We start from the raw sequence: 20739 nt of genomic DNA on the forward strand, positions 1-20739 counted from the left end.
GAAGCACTAACGACTCTCATCCCGAATGCGCTGCGCCTGTTGCTGCTCAGCGGCTATCACATCGGCAACTGAACCCGACTCAAGCTGCAACTCGGCCTTGGATGGACTGAAAGTCTGTTCATTCAAGGCATTTGACTGCTGTGCTATGGCGCCCATCAGACGAGACAGGCCTATGGGAAAGTTTGCAGATTCGCCAGCCTTGGGTTCAAAGGAAGCCGCGGACTTTTCAGCGGCCGGATCTACGGCTCCCATCAGGTTTTGACTCAGCTCAGGCTTCGGCGCGGCGGCAAGTCTCTGGGTGCCGGCCTCTTCCCTTGCCTGGTTATATTTACGCATCGCCTCGGCGGCGACCCGGATATCGGCCATGGAGGGATCGACAGGTGCCATCGCCGCCGCATAGACCTGTTTCATTTTCGCCATGGTCGCCAGCGGATCGCCGTTCACCACAGAGACATCTATCTGAACTTCGCCTTCCACCGCGTAACACTTGCCATCGGGTCCTTTCTCGAATTCAAATGCCGGTTGTCCGGCATGGCTCCCACCTACTGCGGCATGAGCCTGTTCATGGGAGCGCACCTGGGTATCGCGCTTCATCAGGGAGTCGATTTCCCGCTCAAGCGCCTGTTGCTCACGACTCTCACGGTTCTGCTGCTGTTTCTGTTGCGCCTCATCCGGCTTGGGTTCAGCGGCGCTTGTCGTATTCGGCTTCCCGGTTGACTGACGAGCTGCCCCATAATCCCCTTCTTTTACTTCGCTTCCTGCCTGGCTCGATGAGCGACTCGAAGAGCTGCCGGAAGTGTTGTCAAAATCCTGCTCTGCCTCACCCATAGAGTTGGCGGAAGTATTTGCGCCATTAAAAGCGGGAACCTCAGGCGCTTCTCCCGCTAAAGTTACTGGTATCGCAGGGCCGCCGGCAACATCTGCACCTTGGCCGGAAAAGGCAGATGCTTGAGTCGATGTCCCCGCGAGCGGCATCGATGCTTGAACCTCTCCATGCCAATGGCCTGAGCTGGACAAGGCTGCTGCCCCAAGGGCTCCTTTAGTCAAACTGACCAGTGCTTCCCGCGGCGGCTTTTCAATTTGAGGCTCTGAATGTTGCGCAGCTGAACCTTGGTGCGGGCTCGAATTGACTGAACTTGTATTGACTGGGCTTTGATTTCCCGAGCTCGGGTTTATTGAGCTGGGCTTTACGCCACTTATCTGAGAGGGATTTTGACTGGCGGAGATTTTACCGGCAGGGTTGGCACTGAGAGGCGATTGGTTTATGGAGCTGCCACTGCTTAAGCTGGCAATTGACGAGCTTGGCCGCCGGGACACGGCTGTTGCCGTCAGCCCCGCGCCGGCCAGCGCGCCAACCATATATTACACCTCGATATCTATGATACTGCCCAAGGTGTCGGATGCGCGTTCAATCACCTCTACTGAAGCTTGACCCTGGGCCTTGGATTCCAATGCCGATACCAGTGCCGAGGTTTTGTCTGCCTCCTCAACTGGGCGGGCCGAATCGGCCTGCTGCGCAGGTGCCGGACGGGCGATATCCACTGTTGCCTGAGTCAGGCCGGACTGGGCGCTTTGCAGCCCTTGAACTCCCGCCGAAAAAGCCGATGGAATTTGCATAATTGCCCCTTGTCTGTATTGGACTGTGGATTGTCGTTCTGTGGTTAAAATCAGTTGCTACCATTTCAACCACAGCTTTGAACGATTATTGGTCAATTCGGTGCAGATGTACAGCCCGAAAGGTTCATGCGCCTTGATGGGTTACCGCAAAAGAGGCGCCTGCGAACCAACTCGCGTCCCAATCTTTCCACACAGGTTGCATGCCTTGTGCTCGAATGGCACTGACCACCTCAGGGACAGTTCGCTCATCACTTATCTGGAACTGATCCAGCTGCAACTTGGGATTGCTGTAACCACCTGGCTCTGTTGAGCTGGCGGCACTCACATGAGTGATCCCAAGGGGCAATAGATTGTCCCTGAGTGAGGCGCTCTCCCGGGTAGAGAGACTCAACTCCAGCGCCGGGCTGAACAAGCGCATGGCGCAGATTAACTGCACCAATCCGGCATCATCCAGAGTCACAGCCGGCGTTACCCCACCAACGCAGGGCCTGAGCCTTGGCAGCGACACGCTGAAGCGGCTACGCCAGTACTTTTGCTGCAGATAGTCCAGATGCAATCCCATCAGTGCCGAGTCCAGGCGCCAATCATCCAGCCCGAGCAAGACCCCCAGGCCTATCTTGTCGACCCCGGCCCTGGCGGCTCTGTCCGGTGTATTAAGCCTGAAACCAAAGTCCTTTTTATTGCCTCTAAGATGATGGCGGTCATAGGTGGCGGGCTGATAGGTTTCCTGATATACCATCACGGCATCCAGTCCCTCATCAACCAGGCGCCGATAGCCCGCTTCGGCGAGGGGCTGCACTTCAATCGCCAGATAGCTGAAGTCCTGCTTGAACCTCAAAAGCGCCTTGGCAAAATAATCCAGCCCTACCTTGGTTTCATGTTCGCCGGAAACCAGCAATACAGAATCAAAGCCGCGCTGCTTGAGAATGGCAATTTCAGCATCCAGTTCGGCCTGGCTTAGGGTCTTGCGGCGAATTTTATTGCTCATGCTGAAACCGCAGTAGTCGCAATCATTGGCGCATAGATTGGAAACATAGAGCGGCGCATAGAGACCTATGTTGGCGCCGAACTTCTTGCGGGTGAGCGCTGCAGAGAGCTGCGCCATAGGCTCGAGAAACTCCCGGGCCGCCGGTGACAAGAGAATGGGCAAGGCCGAGGGATTGTGCGCTATCGTCTCGGGCCGCGCCAGACAACGCTCAACCTCGGCGGCGCTGACACTGGCAATAGCAAGGCGCAGTAGATCTCTGTCGATAGCGGTAAAACGCTCGAGAAAATCAGCCATGGTTTTCTCCCAGATTGAGAAACCCGGTCAGCGGACTGGTGTTTTGGGCTCGATTGCTGATGGCCCCGAGTCCGGCAAGATAGGCCGCTCGCCCGGCGCGCACCGCATCTTTGAAGCTACTCGCCATGGTCACGGGATCCAAGCTGGAGGCGATGGCAGTATTGACCAGCACGGCATCGGCGCCCAACTCCATCGCCCGCATCGCCTGAGACGGCGCGCCGATCCCGGCATCCACCACCACAGGTACATTGGCCTGCTCTATGATGATCTTCAAAAAGGGTTCTGTGGCCAGCCCCTGATTGGAACCTATGGGACTGCCAAGCGGCATCACGGCGGCGCAGCCTACCTCTTCGAGGCGCAAGCACAGCACGGGATCGGCATGCACATAAGGCAGAACAGTGAAGCCTTCGGCGCACAAGACTCGGGCCGCTTCCAGTGTTTCTACCGGATCCGGCAATAGATAACGGGGATCCGGGTGGATCTCCAGCTTCAATAGTTGGGTGCCCAGCATCTCCCGCGCCAGCTCGGCGGCAAAAATCGCCTCCCTGGCATTGCGGGCCCCGGCGGTATTGGGCAGCAGCTGCACGCCGCGCTCTTTGAGCGGTGCCAGCAATTCATCACTGCCCTGGTTAAAATCGAGCCGCTTCATCGCCACAGTAACCAACTCGGCGCCGCTGGCCACGAGCGAGCGTTGCATCAGTTCTGCCGAAGCAAACTTGCCGGTGCCGCCAAACAGCCTGGATTGAAACTCAAACTCGCCAATTTGCAACATATCAACCTCCGGCAACGGCGGAAAACAGCTCGAGGCTGTCTCCGTTTTGACATTCAAGCTCTGGCCACTGAGATCTGGGCACTACGGCGCCATTACGCACCAGCGCCACGCTGCCAGGCGCTATCTCACACCACTCGAGCAGCTGTAACAGCGTCATAGCTTCAGGCAACTCTTTGACTTGATTGTTTATCTTAATTTGCATCGCAATTCTCCTCACGGCTAAGCTCTGGGCGCCCTTTCATGAATTGGGCTTGTGTTTTATGTCCAGCCTGAGTGTGGGTTTGACAGCAAAGACATGCCGGGTCGGCACAAAGCGTGGCCTCACGCATGCTTAGAGTGCGGCAATCCAAGCTGATGAGCCGTCCCAGGGTGCTGCGCTCTCCAAGCAGAGTATTGATGGCTGCCAGCGACTGCATCGCCGCCAGGGTTTGCACCGCAGGACCCAACACCCCCATGTCGCGGCAGCGCCCCGAGCCAGTGCTATCCCGAGGGAACAGGCATTCATAACAGCCCGCCTCGGGGTTAAGCCAAGGGGCGGTATGACACAATAGGCCGGAATCGGCGCTGATCGCCGCCGCAATCAGCTCTTTGCCCAACTTCACACAGGCTTGGTTAAGGTTATGACGGCAAAGAAAATTGTCGCTGGCATCCAATACCAATGACGCCTCACTAATAAGCTCCGCGCTCTTGGGGCCAAATAGCTTGGGCTCAATCTCAATCAGGCAGTTTGGATAATCGCGCCCCAGCTTTTCCTTGGCCACGTCGACCTTCAAACGGCCGATATCCTGCTCGTTGTAGAGCAGTTGCCTCGGCAGATTACCCAACTCGACAATATCGGGATCGATTAGAATGAGACGCCCTACTCCGGCGGCGGCCAAAGAGCGCGCCAGATGATGACCAAGACCTCCGAGCCCCACTATGGCGACCGTCTTTACCTGTAAGGCGAGCTGCCCCGCTTCTGAGACTCTGGGCAGCAGCAACTGGCTACCGTAACGGATAAAGTCGCGATCGCTCAGCCCGGTACAGTCCTGACCCCCAGCACAGTCCTGAACCCCAGCACGGCCCAGAACTCCAGTACCATCCCGCTCAGCTGCACCTTCCTGAAGCCCGGCATTTTGTTGAGCATAGCTAATCCCGCTTGCAATCGTGGCTGCTCGCCCTAACCAGCTTTGTGTCAGGTGCCTGAAAGCCGTTACCGGTTCGGCGGCCTCGGTAATGGCCCGCACCACGGCGACATTGGCCACTCCGGTATGCTTGACGGCATCAAGGTTATGCTCGTCAATGCCGCCAATGGCGACCGTCGGCAGCAAGGAGCCGAAGGTTTCGCTATAGGCAGCAAGGCGCGTCAGTCCCTGGGGCAGAGACGGCATCACTTTGGTCTTGGTGGCAAAGATATGTCCGAGAGCCAGATAACTGGGCCTGTGGCGCAATGCAAGCAGCGCCTCGAAATAACCATGACTGGATAACCCCAGCGCCATACCCGCCCCTTGAATGGCCTCAAGGGATGCCTGGCTGAGATCCTCCTGGCCCAAATGCACACCAAAGGCGCCGTGGGCAATGGCCAGTTGCCAGTGATCATTGATAAATACCCGCGCCTGGTATTGGCGCCCGAGCGCGATGGCGCGAATGATCGCCTGCTCGGCGCTCGAACCTGGCTGTACTTCCTCCTTGAGCCGCAATTGAATAGTGCGGCAACCTGCCTTGAGTAAGGCTTCCAGCAATTCGACATCGGCCACGACCGGGTAGATACCCAAATTATGGGGCAGTGTTTTAAAGCCTTCAGCACTAACGCCTTTAGCACTAACAGCATCAGCAGAGGTTGGCGCTGCAAGCCAGGGGGCGCCGAGCACTTGGGCTGGGTTGGCCCAGGGATAATCCTCCAGCGGCCAGATGACAGGCATAAGCTCGGCGGCCAGACAAGCCCCGGGTCGACCTAAGGGCCCGGGACCAGTGCCTACCCGATAACTCTGCGCCAAAGCGCCATTGATATAGGCCTTGGCCAGAATTAGGGCATCGGGCAAGATCCAGTCGTGGGCCAAAAATGCCGCTATGGCACTGGATAGCGTGCAACCGCTGCCATGGTTGTTGCTGGATGCTTGCCTTGGGCTCGCCAACACAAACCCCTGCCGTTGATGCAACCCTGAGCTGTGAGGCAAGTCTTTAAAAAGCAATAAGTCTTCTGCCAGACCGCGCGCGATCCCCGCCTCGAAATCCCCGCCCTTGGCCAAGAGATGGCAAGGCAGTTCGTTTGCCAGGCAAGTTGCCGCATCTTGCCAGGAAGGAAAGTCATGAATATCGCTGCGACTCAGCAACGCCAGCTCGTGAATATTGGGGGTCAGCGCAGTGGCGAGCACCGCCAGCGGCCGGTAATCGAGCCGCGCTGCGCCCGTTGCAGTACTCTTAGAGAGTGCATCGCCGCAACTGGCCACCATGACAGGGTCGACCACCAAAGGAACATCAGGCAGGTGCCGAGCCAACCAGTCACAAAGCAGCTGCAGCTGCGCTTGATTGGCAAGCAAGCCGATTTTTATCGCCTTGGGCGGTAAGTCTCCGAGCAGAGCATTGAGCTGCGCCAGCAACATCTCCTCGCTCACCGCCTCGGTTAGCGTCACTGCCACACTGCTTTGGGCGGTCAAAGTGGTGATGACAGAGCAGCCATGGCAGCCAAGATTACTCAAGGTGGCAAGATCGGCCTGGATACCGGCGCCGCCGCCACTGTCTGAGCCGGCTATGCTCCAGACTATCGGCCTTTTATCAGCCGCCATTTCAGGCTTCCTCTTCATAGCGTGTAGCCTCTGGCTTGGACTTGGACTTAGGCTTTGGATTGGGATTGGACTCGGACTTTTCGCCTGCTGTTGCCGGTTGATACAGGGCGCTGCCAGCGGCCTTGAACTGCGCAGACATCCGCGCCATCCCCGCCTCGGCATCCAGTACTTCCAGCGGCTGTGCCATCAGTTCTTCTGCCTGCACTGGCTCGGTTTGGCGCTCTGCCGCGTCTGGCCCTGACGAATCCCCCGAAGCTAGCTGAGATGCAGACAAGGATGCAGCCAGAGACGCTGCATAGTCGCGTACATCCTGGGTGATTTTCATCGAGCAGAACTTGGGGCCGCACATGGAGCAAAAATGCGCCACCTTGGCAGACTCCTGAGGCAGGGATTCATCGTGGAACGCCCGGGCGGTATCGGGATCCAACCCCAGGTTGTATTGATCTTCCCAGCGAAACTCGAATCTGGCCTTGGACAACGCATTGTCGCGCAGCTGGGCGCCTGGATGTCCTTTGGCGACATCGGCGGCATGCGCCGCAATTTTGTATGCAATAAGCCCTTGTTTAACGTCTTCCTTGTTAGGCAAGCCCAGATGCTCCTTGGGGGTCACATAACAGAGCATGGCACAGCCGTACCAGGCAATCATCGCCGCGCCTATGCCAGAGGTGAAATGATCATAGCCGGGCGCAATATCCGTGGTCTGGGGCCCCAAGGTGTAGAAAGGCGCCTCATCACAGTACTCAAGCTGCTTGTCCATATTCTCCTTGATCAGCTGCATAGGAATATGGCCCGGCCCTTCGATTATGGTCTGCACATCGTATTCCCAGGCGATTTTCACCAGCTCACCCAAGGTTTCCAGCTCGGCAAATTGAGCCTCGTCGTTGGCATCGGCAATCGAGCCGGGGCGCATGCCGTCACCGAGCGACAGTGACACATCATAGGCGGCGCAAAGCTCACAGATGTCGCGGAAATGGCTGTAGAGGAAGTTTTCCTTATGATGGCTCAGGCACCACTTGGCCATAATGGAGCCGCCGCGGGATACCATGCCGGTCACCCGATTGGCCGTCATGGGCACATAGCGCAGCAAGACCCCGGCATGAATGGTGAAGTAATCCACTCCTTGTTCGGCCTGCTCTATCAGGGTGTCGCGAAACACTTCCCAACTGAGATCTTCGGCAATGCCGTTGACCTTTTCCAGCGCCTGATAGATGGGCACGGTACCTATGGGCACCGGCGAGTTACGCACTATCCATTCGCGGGTTTCGTGGATATAACGGCCGGTGGACAGATCCATCACCGTATCGGCACCCCAACGGGTGGCCCACACCAGTTTTTCCACCTCTTCCTCGATGGAAGAGGTCACCGCCGAATTGCCGATATTGGCGTTAACCTTCACCAAAAAGTTACGGCCGATAATCATAGGCTCGGCTTCCGGATGGTTGATGTTGGCGGGAATAATGGCGCGGCCACGGGCCACTTCGCTGCGAACGAACTCAGGGGTTATCGGCGTGGCAACTATAGCGCCAAAGGCTTCTCCTTTGGCCTTGCGGGCCAGTTGCGGATCTTTGGCAAGCGCTTCATTGGCCCGGGCCATATTCTCACGAATGGCGATATATTCCATTTCAGGAGTGATAATGCCGGCGCGGGCGTAATGCAATTGGGTCACCCGCTTACCCGGCTTGGCCCGGCGCGGTTTGGGCAAAGCGTCGAATCTCAAATGATCCAGCCCTTCATCCGCCAGTCGCTGCTGGGTAAAACTGGAACTGACCTCGGTCAGCTCTTGCGTATCATCACGCTCTAAGATCCAGCCCTGGCGCAGTTTATCCAGGCCCTGGCGCACATTGATAGCCGCGTTGGGATCTGAATAAGGGCCGGCACAATCATAAACACGTACAACGGGATTGGGTTCAAATTGCTCACTGCCATCTTGGGTTGGTATTCGGGTGTCTGTCTGCCTGATTTGGCGCATGGCAACCTGAATATCGGCCCGGGAGCCCTGAACAAACAGCTTCTGTGAATTGGGATGCTGCAAGGGTTTAAGGTTATCGATAAAAGCCTGGGCGGCCTCACGGGTTTGACGACGATTGGATTGACGATTTGACATAAGCAAGCTCACTCTTTTGGAAAATGAAATTGCTTGTCAGGAGAGTTGAATAATAAGCGGCGCAAGCTGACTGGTTAAACTCCTTGATTTGGAGTCCTCCTCCGGCGGTGTTGGCAGACTGACCTCGTGGTTTCAGGTCAGTTCAATGTCCGCTGGAGAAGCCAGATATCGCCTCGGCTCTTTAAAGCCTTTGGCATAGATTTTTGCTCGCAGTGGCTGCGGTAATGCTGCAGCTGAATGCTTGTTTCCTTCGCAGGTGCTAGCCTGATCAGGTTCAACGGATCCCGAATAAACGGTCTCAGCCCAGAGGGCACTCCGACAAGATTGCTGCCGAGTATAAGCACAAGCCGAAGCAGGAAACAAGCCCAATAGCAAAACGCACCGCAGTGTTGAATCCATTAAAATCACAACTTAAGCATTTGAATTAAATTAAAATATTCTCATAAATTGAAAATAATCTTATTTCAAATCAAATAAATTGATTGCAAAACTCACTTACCAAGCCGCTTTAGACGGCTGGCCACCGCCTCCTTGAGCGCTTTTTCCATCTCTGTCTGACCGCACTTAAATGGAAACCCCAAGTTTTCGGCGTAGGGATTGAGCGGAGTCGGCACCTTGACGACCCGATAGCAGGTATCACCATCCTTGACGATACGGTTAGGGTCGAGCGGCAGATCCAGACTGGCCACTTTATTGAAATCATCGGCGTCATTGACCCAAAGCACCTCCATCTCCCCATCCATTTCACTGAGGCTCTTGCGTCCCGTAGCCTTATCCGCATATTGCTGTGATAGCTGCTGCAGCGCCTGCTGTTGAGAGTGTTGCAATACTTTTCGGGCAGACTTTAATGCGTTTGAACTGAAGTCCAGCTGAGCTTGCTCTGCCGGCTGCGATTTAAAGTCATTTGCTCGCTCTGGCGCAGGTACGGCTGCATTTTTCGTTTCTTCAATAACGCTACCAATAGGTTTAACGCTTTGAGCCCGAATCTTGGGGACGCTTTGCTCTTTCTGGTCTTGAACAGCCACTTGTTCAGTCTCTTGCTCTGACTCTTCGGCAGCTTGTTTTTGTTGCTCAGTGTTTTGTGGCTCGGTTTTTTGTGGCTCAGTGCTGTTGCTTGAGTCAGCTTTTTTAACCTCTATCGCTTCCTTGGGCTGGGTTATTGCTTCTTCGGCCAAGGCTTCCGGCACTGGCGTTAACGGTTTTGGGCTGGGCTGACTGAAATAAAGATAGGATTGCAACGCCTTGGGTTTGGCAGGCTCTGTCACCACTCTTTGCCATTCGGCTTGCTGCCAAAACCAGGATAACCCCAGCAATAGCACTAAGTGCGCGGCTCCCGCCACGGTCCAACTACTGAAGGCGTTGCCCTTTGCCTCAGCATCCCCCTGCTCTGCTTTTTTAGCCATGCCAACTTGCGCCAGGCATTGGGGTTGAACCCCAAGCTGTTGACTAAAAAGCGATTGGTCAAAGAAAGGGTCAATCGAATGTATTTGAAAATGGCTTGGTTGGCAGGAACCTGTGTTAAGGATTTCATCCAGATCAAGCTCAAAGGCAGCATCCCTACCCGGAATGCTGAAGCTCAAGCTTGCCATTGTCGCCGGGCTTTCGTCTCGGCTGGCAATCAATTTATCTGAATGTGGAGGCATAAGCCGCTGATTTATCTTTCACCAAATGTAAACTCAGTGTTAGAGAAAACCCTCGGTAAAAAGTTCATTCCCTTGTTTGAAAAGCAATTTACGCTACAAACTCAAATCGATGGCTTCAAACAAAACAGGTAAAACCTTTGTCGAATAAGGCTGACGGGATCCTCTGAACAAAATAACTGTAAAAAGCGACTTGGAAGCCGAGCAACGAGTTGTTAAGGTGCAGCATTAGACGTTTGCAAAAAATGCAGATGATACGGTTTAAAGAACAAATCAATCTCAGCGAACAGCTGTACACTTTTATCTAGCCAGAGTGCCATAGCGCTGTTAGACTCACTTTCAATGAGGTCGAACCAGAGAGTCAATCATGCCCAACAGCAAAGTCCCAGCAGCCGAAGCCCAGTTCAATGGCCAGTTTTCCGCTGGATACAGTCTGAATGAAGAGATAGCCAATGCCGTCAGCCATGGTTTGGGGGTGATTGCCGGCATTCTGGGATTAGTGCTGATGTTACTCAAGGGCTGGCATTCGCTGGATGCCATTCAGTTAACAGGTGTAACCATCTATGGCAGCAGTATTATCCTGCTGTTTCTCTGCTCGACCCTGTATCACAGCATTCCTCAGCCAGTGTGGAAGCGGCGCCTCAAGATGCTGGATCACTGCGCCATCTATCTGTTAATCGCCGGAACCTATACCCCGCTGATGTTAATTACTTTGGCCGATGCCCAGGAAGAATGGGTGCTGATAGCCATCTGGTTATTGGCACTGGGGGGAATAGTGTTCAAGAGCTGCTTTATTCACAGATTCAAGGCGCTGAGCCTGGTGCTATATCTGGCCATGGGTTGGCTCTGCGTCGCCGTGTTGCCTGAGCTTATCGATAACCTGTCAACTGCCGGGTTCAACTTGCTGTTGGCCGGGGGGCTGAGCTACAGCTTGGGGGTGATCTTCTACGCCACCAAGGCGATCCCTTTCAATCATGCCATCTGGCATCTGTTTGTATTGGGCGGCGCCGTTTGCCATTTCCTGTGTGTTTATCTGACGGTGATCTAACGCAGGCGAATAGGCTTAACTCAGCGCCGCCCTAGAGAGACGGCTTCCGGCTTGCTGTGCCAACTCTAGTGCAGCTAGGCCGGAGCTCTTATCTCAGTTTGCCATTGATTAAATTCACTGAGTAACCTCCGAGCGGCGATACTATAGTCTCCACCCAAGTCTTGCCAAACAGCCGCAATACATTCCAAGGTACATAACCCGCCCTGGCGCTGATTGCGCCGTAACCGAAACGCTGAGCCCAGCTCTGCTTGCAGTTCGACTCTGGCAAGCGACTGCAGATAGGGGCTTTGGCGATACATCTTGCCGGCCTCCTGCCAGGTTGCATCGAGTATGACCAGCGAATTTAGCGGCTTCCCTAATTTCAGAGCAGCTTTCAGAGCAGTTTTCTGAACGGCTTCCTGAGGCAATGTTGCGCCCTGAGCGGGGCTTGGGTTTAGCTTTGAACTTGGGTCTGGAGTTGGATTTGGGTCTTGGTTTTGGCTTAAGTTTTGGCTTAAGTTTGGGCTTTCATTTGCAGCTTGAGTTCACGAAATACTTTCTTCGGAAGTACTTTCTTCGGTTTGCGGATAGAGTAAGGCGGTTCGCCCCAAAGACAAGTGCTCCATTAACCAAGCATCCGGGGCTTTACGCGCCCACAGTACCCGCTTACACAGAGTCGGATAAGCATTAAGCGCCAGGGTGGCTGTATTACTGGCTCGATTCAGCTCTCTTTCATGGGTCAGCAGGATTATTTTCACAGGCAACAGCAGCTCAAAATGAGTTATCGGCTAATGGAAATCCCGCGAGTGTACCACCAGCGCGTGCATACTGCCCGAGATATCCTCCAGCCGACCGGCCAGCAGATGTAATACGCCGGACGAAAATTCCACGACCCCACTCACCTTGAGGATCCTGGCGCTCAAATAAGCCTGTCTCTGGGCTCTGGCCGTATCACTCCATACCACCAGATTAACATTACCGGTTTCATCTTCGAGGGTGATAAAGGTGACTCCACTGGCGGTGCCAGGCCTTTGCCTGCCGACCACCAGCCCGGCCACAGTCACATTCTGGCCATGACGGCACTGCCACAAAGAGGCGGCGCTGTGACACTTGCCGAGTAACCCCTGTTCTCTGAGCAGTGCCAGAGGATGGCGTCCCAGAGTTAGCCCGGTACAGGCGTAGTCAGCCAGCAAGGCATCGACTTCAGTGACCTCAGGCAAGGCGGTTTCAAGGCGAAAATCGGCCTCGTCCGGCAGCTCAAACAAGGGCAAACTCTGCTGACGGGCGGCCAACTGCCACCTGATCTGATGGCGATCGCCCCCCAGGGTAGCAAAAACATTGGCGCTAGCCAGCGCCTCCTGCTCACGCCTTGGCAGTGCCAGAGCCGCCAACTGCGACAAGTGAGTAAAGCCCTCGCCCCGACCCGCTACTATCTTGGCGGCGCTGTGCTCGGATAACCCCTTGACCAACCTGAACCCGAGGCGCAGTGCCAAGGAACCATCGGTTTGTCGCTCCAGTGTGCTGTGCCACTGGCTGAGGTTGATGCAAACCGGCAACACCAGGCCGCCATGATGACGAAGATCCTGAATAAGCTGTGACGGGCTGTAAAAGCCCATGGGTTGACTGTTGAGCAAGGCGCAGCAAAACGCCACCGGGTAATAGTGTTTGAGAAAGGCCGAAACATAGGCCAGGAGCGCAAAACTGGCCGAATGAGACTCGGGAAAACCATATTCGCCGAAGCCGCGGATCTGGCTGAATATCTGCCTGGCAAAGGTGTCACTGTAACCTCGGGCCGTCATCCCCTGAAGCAGCTTGTGTTCAAATTGCTCCAGCTCGCCACTGCGTTTCCAACTAGCCATGGCGCGGCGCAGCTGATCGGCTTCCCCGCCACTGAAACCGGCGGCGACCATGGCCAATTGGATCACCTGCTCCTGAAAAATGGGCACCCCCAGAGTGCGTGACAATACATTTTCCACCTCGGCCGAAGGAAAAGTGACCGACTCGATTTTATCGCGGCGGCGCAGAAAGGGATGCACCATGTCTCCTTGAATTGGCCCCGGGCGCACTATGGCTATCTGTATCACCAGATCGTAATAACAGGCGGGTTTAAGCCTGGGCAGCATGCTGGTCTGGGCTCGTGACTCCACCTGAAACACCCCCATACTGTCGCCCTGCTGCAACATACGATAGACAGCCGGATCTTCCCAGCGAATATCCGACATGGCAAAGGGATGAATGTGGCGGGAGAGCAACTCGAAACATTTGCGGATCGCCGTCAGCATTCCCAACGCCAATACATCGACCTTTAACAGCCCCAGGCTCTCGAGATCATCCTTGTCCCATTGGATCACAGTGCGCTTGGCCATGGCGGCATTCTCTACCGGCACCAGCTCGGCCAATGGCCCGGCCGAAATCACAAAGCCGCCGACATGTTGCGACAAGTGCCTTGGAAAACCCATCAGAGTCTCCACCAGCGGCAACAACCACTGCCCCAAACCTTGTTGTGGCAACAGCTTGCCTTGTTGCAACTGCTGCTGCCAAGGCACTTGCGGATCGCGGCGATCGACAGCGCCTATCAGCTCATCCAGCCGTTGCTCGCTGAGCCCCAGGGCCTTACCAACATCTTTCATGGCACTCTTGAAACGATAAGTGATCACACTGGCGGCCAGGGCTGCACGCTCACGGCCATATTTTTGGTAGATATACTGGATCACCTCTTCGCGGCGTTCATGTTCAAAATCGACATCGATATCCGGCGGCTCATGGCGCTCCTTAGAAATAAAACGCTCAAACAGCATGTTGACCTTGGTGGGATCCACCTCGGTGATCCCGAGGCAATAACAGACCACAGAGTTGGCGGCCGAACCTCGTCCCTGATGCAGTATCCCTTGCCTGGCGGCAAAACAGACCAGGTCATAGATGGTCAGGAAAAAGTATTCATAATTGAGCTCGGCAATCAGCTTGAGCTCGCGCCGATACTGAGTCTGCACTTCAGGTGGAACCGCCTCGCCAAAACGCCTGCTGGCGCCCTTTTCCACCTCTTGCGCCAGATATTCACTGGCACTTAGGCCGCTTGGCACCAACTCGGCCGGGTACTCATACTTGAGTTCATCCAGACTGAAATGACACCGGGACGCCAGCTCACAGCTCCTTGCCAACCAAACTTGAGGGTGACGCCTGACCATAGCGGTTATCGGCTTAAGCGCCATCTCGGCATTGCCCGATAACAGCTCGCCGGCCATGGGCACGGCGCAGCCATGGCGGATACAGCTGAGCACATCGTGCAGCCTTTGCCGCTCGGCAAGATGCATCTGTACATTACCGGCGGCGACACAGGGGAGGGAAAAACAACTCGACAGCGCCTCACAGGCCTCGAGATACCAAGCCTCTCCGGGTTGCAGTTGCCGCTCCATCAAGAGATAAAGCGGCAGTGAAAACGCGGCTTTAACCCGTGCCGTCAGGGTATTCAACTGTGCCAGACTGCGCTGCTGCAGCTGCGTCAGCCAAGGGGTTTGCTGACTTGGGCTTTGGTTGCCTATTCCCTGGTTTTTAGAGTTCTGATGATCGACATTCTGCTGACCAAGACTCTGGTGCTCAGTGCTTTGCAAGTCGGCTTGCACCAGCAACTCGCTCACAGATGGCGGCCGCCACAGGCAAAAGCAGCCGCGGTCAATGGCCGCAAAATCATCTAGGCTTAACCGATACTTGCCCTTATCGGCCCGGCGCCGCCCTTTAGTTATCAGAGTGCTGATAAGACCATAGCCCCGGCGATTTCTTGCCAGCAGCACCAGGCAGCCTTCCGGCAGGTGGAATTCGGCGCCGACAATCAGCTTGATACCGCTTTTTTTGGCGGCCTCATGCGCCTTGACCACACCAGCCAGAGAGCACTCGTCGGTAATGGCGATGGCCTCATAGCCCAGTTTGGCGGCCTGCTGCACCAACTCATCCGGGTGGGAAGCCCCGCGCAAAAAGCTGTAATTGGAAATAGCATGCAATTCGGCGTACATCAGCTGAACCAAGCATGAAGAAAGAGCCCATTAGCGGTGCGGAACAGCCAACACAGACCGCCGCTCTCCTTATGATGGGCAAGAAAATAATCCCGGCAGGGAAAAGGCCCTGAATGCCAGGGGCTCTGTAACCTTTCCGGCCCCCTAAGCAGCTCCACGGCTTCAGGAGCAATGGCTTGCGGCTCTTGCAGCAGCCAAAGAGGTCGCAGCGCCAGCGACGGCTGAACGGGCGGCCTTGCCGGTGGCGGCCAGCGAGTCAGGGGAGCCGCAGTACTGGCCAGTTCAGGCATGGGATCGGCCGCCAACACCAAAGAGCGCACCTTATGGTTACCTAACCTGGCCTGTAATCTGGCGAGTAATTGATTGGCATCCTGCTGCTGCCCTTCTCTGGACTCGGTCAACTCTCGACTGCCCTGCTGCTGCGACACAAACTGCTTGGCTCGCAGCTCAATATCGACGACCGGGCTCGGCAGTTGCAATCCTTCCAGCTGTAAGCGGCAGAGCTGAGATAGTCCCTGCAGTTGATATTCCCCGAAGGGATAGTTGAGTGTCAGTTGCAGCGCCGGGGTCTCTGGCTCGCGAAACTTCAGCCACAGCTCCAACTGTTGCACCGCCAACTGCCTGATCCGCAAATAGGTTGCCAATTCCCCCAGCAGTTTTTGCAATGGAAACAGCAATCCCTGAACCCACTCAACATCATGCAGCAAGGTCAACCTGGCCTGAAACTGTTCGGGTAACTCATATCCCTTGCGGCAACAGGGCAAACGCCCCTGGATTTGTGCCAGCAGCTGCAGCAAACCTTGACCAAAGCGCCGCCCCAACTCGGCAAGGGGTAAAGCATCAAGCATGGCTAGAGTCGTCAGCCCAAGCGCGCCGAGCCGCTGCCGTTCCTCTTGGGTCAATGGCAGCAAATCCAGTGGTAAATCCGGCGGTAAGCCGTGATGCACCTTGAGGCGCCCGGCTTTTTCAGCTGTGGGCGTGCTCATGAAGGCAGCTGATACCGCGCTGATGCCGACGTGAGTATGCCGCGCCAATATCGCCGCATCCAGCGGGCTGTGTGCCAGCACCAATGAGCATTCCAGACCATAGTCGGCGACTTCGTTGAGATAAGCCTCGACAATGGCGCTCAAACTGCCAAACAGTTTAACCATGGATCCCACTTCCAGCAGCAGGGTATCTGTAGGCCAGCGCGCATCGGCCGCACTTTGAGCCGCTTGTTCAGTAAGTCCGGATAACAACGGCGGCCAGACTCTGGCGCTGAAATCATAGCTCCACTGACATAACCAATCCCGCAACGCCTCGCTGTCCACCTCCTGCAGCGGCCAGAGTTGCAACTCTCCGAGCAGCGACTGAGCGCTGCCGATACTCATCCCAGCTGTAACGCCTTTTGCTTGAGCGGCGGGACAGGCCGAATGTATAACCAGCTTCCGGCTGTCATACAAGGCCATGGGGACTTGGGGATCAAAAGGCTCTGACGCCGCAGCGGTTGGCACTGCTTTTGGTTGATTTTGGGTTTGGGGCTGAGTTTGAGCGCGTATTTGAACCTGAGCCGCACCACTGCCTGTCATACTTCCAGTCATAGTACCTGTCACAGTGTCGGTCATAGTACCGGTCATAGAACCGGTAATAGCGCCCGCCATATTGCCCAGCATAGCCAGGCGATAACGCTGATATTGCAGCAATAGCTGTGGAAACCAGACTCCCATCCATACCTGGGGCATCTCAGATAGCCTCTTGACTCTGAGCAGTATGGCTTTGAGCGGCTTGGCTCTGGGCCGTTTGAGAATTGGCCGGTTGCGGATTAGCGCTTGGGAAAAGCCCCGCGGGTTTATTTGACTCTTGCCGTGCCGTCCAGGGATTAGCCGCGCATTCATTGGATGCAGCAATCCTTGACTGCGCCATCCCCCAAGGACCATGAAGCACAGTGCTATGAAAACCAGAGTTGTGAAGACCAGTGCTATGAAAACCAGTGCCATGTAAACCAGAGTCGTGAAGCACAGGGCCATTGGCCTTGCGGCCGGAATGGTTTGGCTCAATTAAATCTGTTGAGTTACTTAAACTATGATTGAGACCCGCCTTGCCGCTTCTCAGGGTTACCACACCCGGCTCGACATGGGGCAGTTCAAGCGCCAGTGCCGGCAAGCCACGCAGATGCAATTCAGGGACGGGCCAACCACCGCGACGCTTTAAAATTTGCAGCCTGGCGGTATTAACGCCAGCCGCGCTGATAGCCAGCTTTAGGGTAACAGGATGATTACTATCGGCCTGAGCCATAGGCAACTGGCAAATTCCCAGCGCCTTGCCCTGCTCTGCAGCAAGTTGCAACCTTCTGGCCTCACTCAGTGTCAGCTTGTCCAGCCAAGCCAGCACCAAAGAACAGGCGCCGCTGCTCAACCCTTGCTCCATGGCCCAGAGCACCTCTTTACGCTGGGTTAACTCCAGCCACAAAATACACTCGGCGGCAATACCGTGCTGGGCAAAGCTCTGTGCCAGCGGCTGCAGTGGCGGCGCTATCAGCATTATCATGGTATCTCTGGACTCATCCCCTCTAAATTGATTTCTTTTGGACTGATTTTTTGCGGACTGACTTGTTGTCGAATGATTTATTTCGGAATGATTTCTTTCGGAATAAGAGCCACACTGAGCCGGCAGTAAATAACGCATCAAAGGCAGCAACAGGCTGAGTTCCCCGTGCCCCGGAGACTGACTGAAGAGTTCACAAATGCCCTGCCTTGGCCACCCGGCATCACTGAGCTGCGCATCCAATGCTTCAAAACCACTGGGATACCCCAATATTTTGCCCTGACTGCCCGGCCCCAACCAGAGATCCCGGCGCTCCAGCAGGCTGTTCAAGGCCTGAGATTTTGCTGAATTAGATTTTACAGAGTGAGTTTTGGCTGAAACAGGCATGAAAAACACCGATACTGTATTTTTATACAGTATAACTAACTTTAGCCAACTGACAAGTCGTGCTGGCGCCAAAGCCTTAACCCGAGATAGAATAAATGAGAATGATTATCGAAACATATTCTCGACTTCAGCGAATAATTCAGGAGCGTGCCTTGCTGCCCTTTTCCGGCCTGTTTTCCCAACTCCAATGGCGACTGTTTGGCTATTTTGGTGTGTCATTACTGCTTATCCTGCTGCTCGCCAGTGGTATTGAAGCCATGTTGCTAAACCGCCTGTTACTGCTGCCCCAGCAGACCCAAAGCCAGTTACAGCAACTGGCCGATGAGGCCAACGACTATATCGTCAGGGGCGATATTACGGGACTGGCGGATTGGGAGGGACGGCAGGCATTTGTACTCTATGTGCTGGATAGCGAGCAGCAGGCGGTGAGTCAGCGGGAAATGCACCCGCACTTTGTTTACAAACTCAATTTCCTCAGGCAGTTGCAGCAGCCTATGGGAGACAGGGTGCAAAAACCTTTGATAGGCCTACCACTACGCAATAGCCTGGAGCCGGATAATCCCCTGCTCTTGGTGGTGCAGCTCAACGCCTCTTTACATCCGGCGCAGCAACTGGATAAAAGCCTCTGGCTTATCCGTATCCTGGTAGGAGTACTGGTGCTCTTGTTGTTCAGTCGTCTGTTGAGCCGCTATCTGATCCAGCCGCTGAGTTTACTGCGCAGTGCCACCCGTCAGCTGGCACAGGGTCAACTCGATACCCGGATTGCCGGCCATTTTTCACTAAAGCAGCCGGAGTTTTTCCAGTTGGCGACCGACTTTGACCATATGGCCGAGCAGCTGCAAAAAAGCATTCAAACCCAGCAGCGGTTACTGAGGGATGTCTCCCACGAACTGCGCACTCCTCTTGCCCGGCAGGAGCTGGCCTTACACCTGTTGGAAAATCGCTTGGGGGAGGAACATCAACAACCGCTTGCCAGGCTAAGACGCCAGGGCGAAGAGATGGCGCAATTGATCAACACCATTTTAGACTTCAGCCGCCTGAGCAACGGCTTCATCAAGCTGACGGCAGCGCCTTTTACCCTGACAGAATTACGCCGCTCACTGCTGCAGGATCTGGAGTTTGAGTCTGGCCCCAAGCAAAGCATAGTCTGGGCACAGGCCCCCATTGATGAGCAAACTTTGCATACCGATATGGCCTACTTGAAGCGGGCGCTGGAAAATGTCTGTCGCAATGCCCTCAAATATGCCGGTGAAACCTGCCGGGTGGAAATCCAGGTATCTCAGTTGGGTGACGACAAATTAGGTGATAGCAGGCTGCAGCTGAGTGTCAGCGATGATGGACCCGGGATCCCCAAGGAGCAACTGGAAGCCTTGTTCAACCCTTTCACCCGTTTGGATGAAGCGCGTCACAGCTCTCAGGGAGGTTATGGGCTGGGATTGGCGATTGTGCGCCAGTGTATGCAGCTCCTGGGCGGCTCGGCCCTAGCGGTCAACCGGCCTCAGGGCGGTTTGAGCATATTGCTTGAGCTGCCGCTGCAACTGCCAAGCTGCAGCGAAGCCCAACTTAAGTCTATCGCTTAAGCGGTAAACTTACGCACCTTCTTCAGTGCCATCTCCTGTTTAAGGCGAGAGAGATGCTCGATAAATACCTTGCCGTGCAGATGATCGATTTCATGTTGCAGCACTATGGCCAGGAAATCATCACTGTGGAGCGTCTGGGCTTGGCCCTGGCGATCCAGATAGCTGACAGTGACCGACTCGAAGCGTTTTACCTTGGAGCGATAACCGGGAATGGACAAGCAGCCCTCTTCACCGATAAATTCGCCGCTGGACTCAGTGATCTGCGGATTGATCAGCACCAGAGGTTGATTGCGCTCTTCTGAGATATCAATGACGACTATTGCGTGTTCACTGCCCACCTGGGTCGCGGCCAAGCCGATACCATCGTCTGTGTGATACATGGTTTGCAACAGATCATCGATGAAAGGCTGCACGGCTTCTATTTCGGTAACAGGCTTGGCTTTACGCTTGAGCCTGGGATCGGGAACCGTCAAAATATCCATAATTGCCATAGGGTTATATTCTCAATTTACTCGACTTGGCGTTCAATGGGCGCCATTATGGCGAAAAAGCATCAAAAGGCAAATCTTGCATGTGCAGCGCAGAGCCGCCATGACACTTTTGCCAAGTGAGTAACCTCCGCTATGGAATGGTATTATAATTTGCGCCAATAGCATCAGGAGCCAAGATGACCCCGGAAACGAGCGCCCCGCCACTAAGTCCAATGCAGAAGATTTGGCACATAGTTGCACTGATCCCCGAAGGTCGGGTGGCAAGCTATGGCAAGATTGCCGACTATGCCGGTTTACCAGGACGGGCACGCTATGTTTCCCGGGCACTGAAACAGGCGCCGGACAGCCTGGCACTGCCCTGGCACAGGGTGATCAACAGTCAGGGGAAAATCTCCTTTGCCAAGGATACCCATCCGTTTAAGCTACAGATGAGCCTGCTGCGCAGCGAAGGCGTACAAGTGAACCAAGGCAGAATTGCCCTGTCTGAATATGAGTGGCGGCCGGACATGGCCACTCTGGTCTTGTCCATGCCGTTTTAACCACA

Annotated in this window: 17 protein-coding genes and 1 riboswitch; of the genes, 3 read left to right on the forward strand and 14 right to left on the reverse strand. The window is 55.1% G+C overall.

What is annotated here, in order from left to right; all coding sequences use genetic code 11:
- Positions 1-6: 6 nt before the first annotated feature.
- The 8 genes from AYI96_RS09855 to AYI96_RS09890 form a co-directional block, all read right to left on the reverse strand.
- Entirely contained in the window at positions 7-1359 is a 1353-nt protein-coding gene (locus AYI96_RS09855; protein ID WP_144361518.1) for a putative metalloprotease CJM1_0395 family protein, read from the reverse strand.
- Between the two features lie 3 nt (positions 1360-1362).
- Positions 1363-1617, reverse strand: a complete 255-nt coding sequence (locus AYI96_RS09860; protein ID WP_025888106.1) for a hypothetical protein — start codon at positions 1615-1617, stop codon at positions 1363-1365.
- A 124-nt stretch (positions 1618-1741) separates the two neighbouring features.
- The gene (gene thiH, locus AYI96_RS09865) at positions 1742-2899 is read right to left on the reverse strand and encodes a 2-iminoacetate synthase ThiH (RefSeq protein WP_144361519.1); all 1158 of its coding nucleotides are present in this window, start codon (positions 2897-2899) and stop codon (positions 1742-1744) included.
- A complete protein-coding gene (locus AYI96_RS09870) occupies positions 2892-3671 on the reverse strand; it encodes a thiazole synthase (RefSeq protein WP_144361520.1) in 780 nt (259 codons plus the stop codon). Before AYI96_RS09870 ends, thiH begins: the two co-directional genes overlap by 8 nt.
- Position 3672: 1 nt before the next feature.
- Positions 3673-3873 carry a sulfur carrier protein ThiS gene (gene thiS / locus AYI96_RS09875; protein ID WP_039035260.1) on the reverse strand — a complete coding sequence of 67 codons (201 nt, stop codon included), beginning with the start codon at positions 3871-3873 and terminating at the stop codon, positions 3673-3675.
- Positions 3863-6436 carry a thiamine phosphate synthase gene (gene thiE, locus AYI96_RS09880; RefSeq protein WP_260852986.1) on the reverse strand — a complete coding sequence of 858 codons (2574 nt, stop codon included), beginning with the start codon at positions 6434-6436 and terminating at the stop codon, positions 3863-3865. Before thiE ends, thiS begins: the two co-directional genes overlap by 11 nt.
- Before the next feature lies 1 nt (position 6437).
- Positions 6438-8540 (reverse strand): phosphomethylpyrimidine synthase ThiC, encoded by a 2103-nt coding sequence (gene thiC / locus AYI96_RS09885; protein ID WP_144361522.1) that lies wholly within the window; start codon positions 8538-8540, stop codon positions 6438-6440.
- A gap of 228 nt (positions 8541-8768) precedes the next feature.
- Positions 8769-8868: riboswitch (TPP riboswitch) on the reverse strand.
- 163 nt (positions 8869-9031) lie between these two features.
- Positions 9032-9943 carry a hypothetical protein gene (locus AYI96_RS09890; protein ID WP_144361523.1) on the reverse strand — a complete coding sequence of 304 codons (912 nt, stop codon included), beginning with the start codon at positions 9941-9943 and terminating at the stop codon, positions 9032-9034.
- A 604-nt stretch (positions 9944-10547) separates the two neighbouring features.
- Between AYI96_RS09890 and trhA the strand changes: the two genes are divergently transcribed.
- On the forward strand, positions 10548-11228 hold the full coding sequence (trhA, locus tag AYI96_RS09900; protein ID WP_144361524.1) for a PAQR family membrane homeostasis protein TrhA: 681 nt from the start codon (positions 10548-10550) through the stop codon (positions 11226-11228).
- A gap of 74 nt (positions 11229-11302) precedes the next feature.
- Here trhA and AYI96_RS09905 read toward each other — a convergent pair whose 3' ends face one another.
- The 5 genes from AYI96_RS09905 to AYI96_RS09925 form a co-directional block, all read right to left on the reverse strand.
- Positions 11303-11635, reverse strand: coding sequence for a DTW domain-containing protein (locus AYI96_RS09905; protein ID WP_144361525.1), 333 nt, complete (start codon positions 11633-11635; stop codon positions 11303-11305).
- A 117-nt stretch (positions 11636-11752) separates the two neighbouring features.
- Entirely contained in the window at positions 11753-11965 is a 213-nt protein-coding gene (locus AYI96_RS09910) for a DTW domain-containing protein (protein WP_144361526.1), read from the reverse strand.
- A gap of 30 nt (positions 11966-11995) precedes the next feature.
- Positions 11996-15214, reverse strand: a complete 3219-nt coding sequence (locus AYI96_RS09915) for an error-prone DNA polymerase (RefSeq protein WP_144361527.1) — start codon at positions 15212-15214, stop codon at positions 11996-11998.
- Positions 15214-16935 carry a Y-family DNA polymerase gene (locus AYI96_RS09920; protein WP_144361528.1) on the reverse strand — a complete coding sequence of 574 codons (1722 nt, stop codon included), beginning with the start codon at positions 16933-16935 and terminating at the stop codon, positions 15214-15216. The genes AYI96_RS09915 and AYI96_RS09920 overlap by 1 nt, the downstream gene beginning before the upstream one ends.
- A 1-nt stretch (position 16936) precedes the next feature.
- On the reverse strand, positions 16937-18067 hold the full coding sequence (locus tag AYI96_RS09925) for a hypothetical protein (protein ID WP_144361529.1): 1131 nt from the start codon (positions 18065-18067) through the stop codon (positions 16937-16939).
- A gap of 209 nt (positions 18068-18276) precedes the next feature.
- Here AYI96_RS09925 and AYI96_RS09930 point away from each other — a divergent pair, with 209 nt between their 5' ends.
- Positions 18277-19704, forward strand: a complete 1428-nt coding sequence (locus tag AYI96_RS09930; protein WP_233962384.1) for an ATP-binding protein — start codon at positions 18277-18279, stop codon at positions 19702-19704.
- Here the strand turns inward: AYI96_RS09930 and def are convergent.
- Positions 19701-20195: a peptide deformylase gene (gene def, locus AYI96_RS09935; RefSeq protein ID WP_039035272.1), complete on the reverse strand. Its 495-nt coding sequence runs from the start codon at positions 20193-20195 to the stop codon at positions 19701-19703. The two genes, AYI96_RS09930 and def, sit on opposite strands and share 4 nt — an antisense overlap.
- A gap of 176 nt (positions 20196-20371) precedes the next feature.
- Here def and AYI96_RS09940 point away from each other — a divergent pair, with 176 nt between their 5' ends.
- Positions 20372-20734, forward strand: a complete 363-nt coding sequence (locus AYI96_RS09940; RefSeq protein ID WP_260852987.1) for an MGMT family protein — start codon at positions 20372-20374, stop codon at positions 20732-20734.
- Positions 20735-20739: the final 5 nt, after the last annotated feature.

This window comes from Shewanella sp. MSW (assembly GCF_007636515.1).
GTDB classification, from domain to species: Bacteria; Pseudomonadota; Gammaproteobacteria; order Enterobacterales; family Shewanellaceae; genus Shewanella; species Shewanella indica.

Bases quoted from the DNA above. Each gene is read 5' to 3' on its own strand.
- AYI96_RS09860 (WP_025888106.1), bottom strand. From the start codon at position 1,617: ATGCAAATTCCATCGGCTTTTTCGGCGGGAGTTCAAGGGCTGCAAAGC.
- AYI96_RS09940 (WP_260852987.1), top strand. From the start codon at position 20,372: ATGACCCCGGAAACGAGCGCCCCGCCACTAAGTCCAATGCAGAAGATT.
- thiH (WP_144361519.1), bottom strand. From the start codon at position 2,899: ATGGCTGATTTTCTCGAGCGTTTTACCGCTATCGACAGAGATCTACTG.
- def (WP_039035272.1), bottom strand. From the start codon at position 20,195: ATGGCAATTATGGATATTTTGACGGTTCCCGATCCCAGGCTCAAGCGT.
- trhA (WP_144361524.1), top strand. From the start codon at position 10,548: ATGCCCAACAGCAAAGTCCCAGCAGCCGAAGCCCAGTTCAATGGCCAG.
- AYI96_RS09855 (WP_144361518.1), bottom strand. From the start codon at position 1,359: ATGGTTGGCGCGCTGGCCGGCGCGGGGCTGACGGCAACAGCCGTGTCC.
- AYI96_RS09890 (WP_144361523.1), bottom strand. From the start codon at position 9,943: ATGGCTAAAAAAGCAGAGCAGGGGGATGCTGAGGCAAAGGGCAACGCC.
- thiS (WP_039035260.1), bottom strand. From the start codon at position 3,873: ATGCAAATTAAGATAAACAATCAAGTCAAAGAGTTGCCTGAAGCTATG.
- thiE (WP_260852986.1), bottom strand. From the start codon at position 6,436: ATGGCGGCTGATAAAAGGCCGATAGTCTGGAGCATAGCCGGCTCAGAC.
- AYI96_RS09870 (WP_144361520.1), bottom strand. From the start codon at position 3,671: ATGTTGCAAATTGGCGAGTTTGAGTTTCAATCCAGGCTGTTTGGCGGC.
- AYI96_RS09920 (WP_144361528.1), bottom strand. From the start codon at position 16,935: ATGCCCCAGGTATGGATGGGAGTCTGGTTTCCACAGCTATTGCTGCAA.
- thiC (WP_144361522.1), bottom strand. From the start codon at position 8,540: ATGTCAAATCGTCAATCCAATCGTCGTCAAACCCGTGAGGCCGCCCAG.
- AYI96_RS09915 (WP_144361527.1), bottom strand. From the start codon at position 15,214: ATGTACGCCGAATTGCATGCTATTTCCAATTACAGCTTTTTGCGCGGG.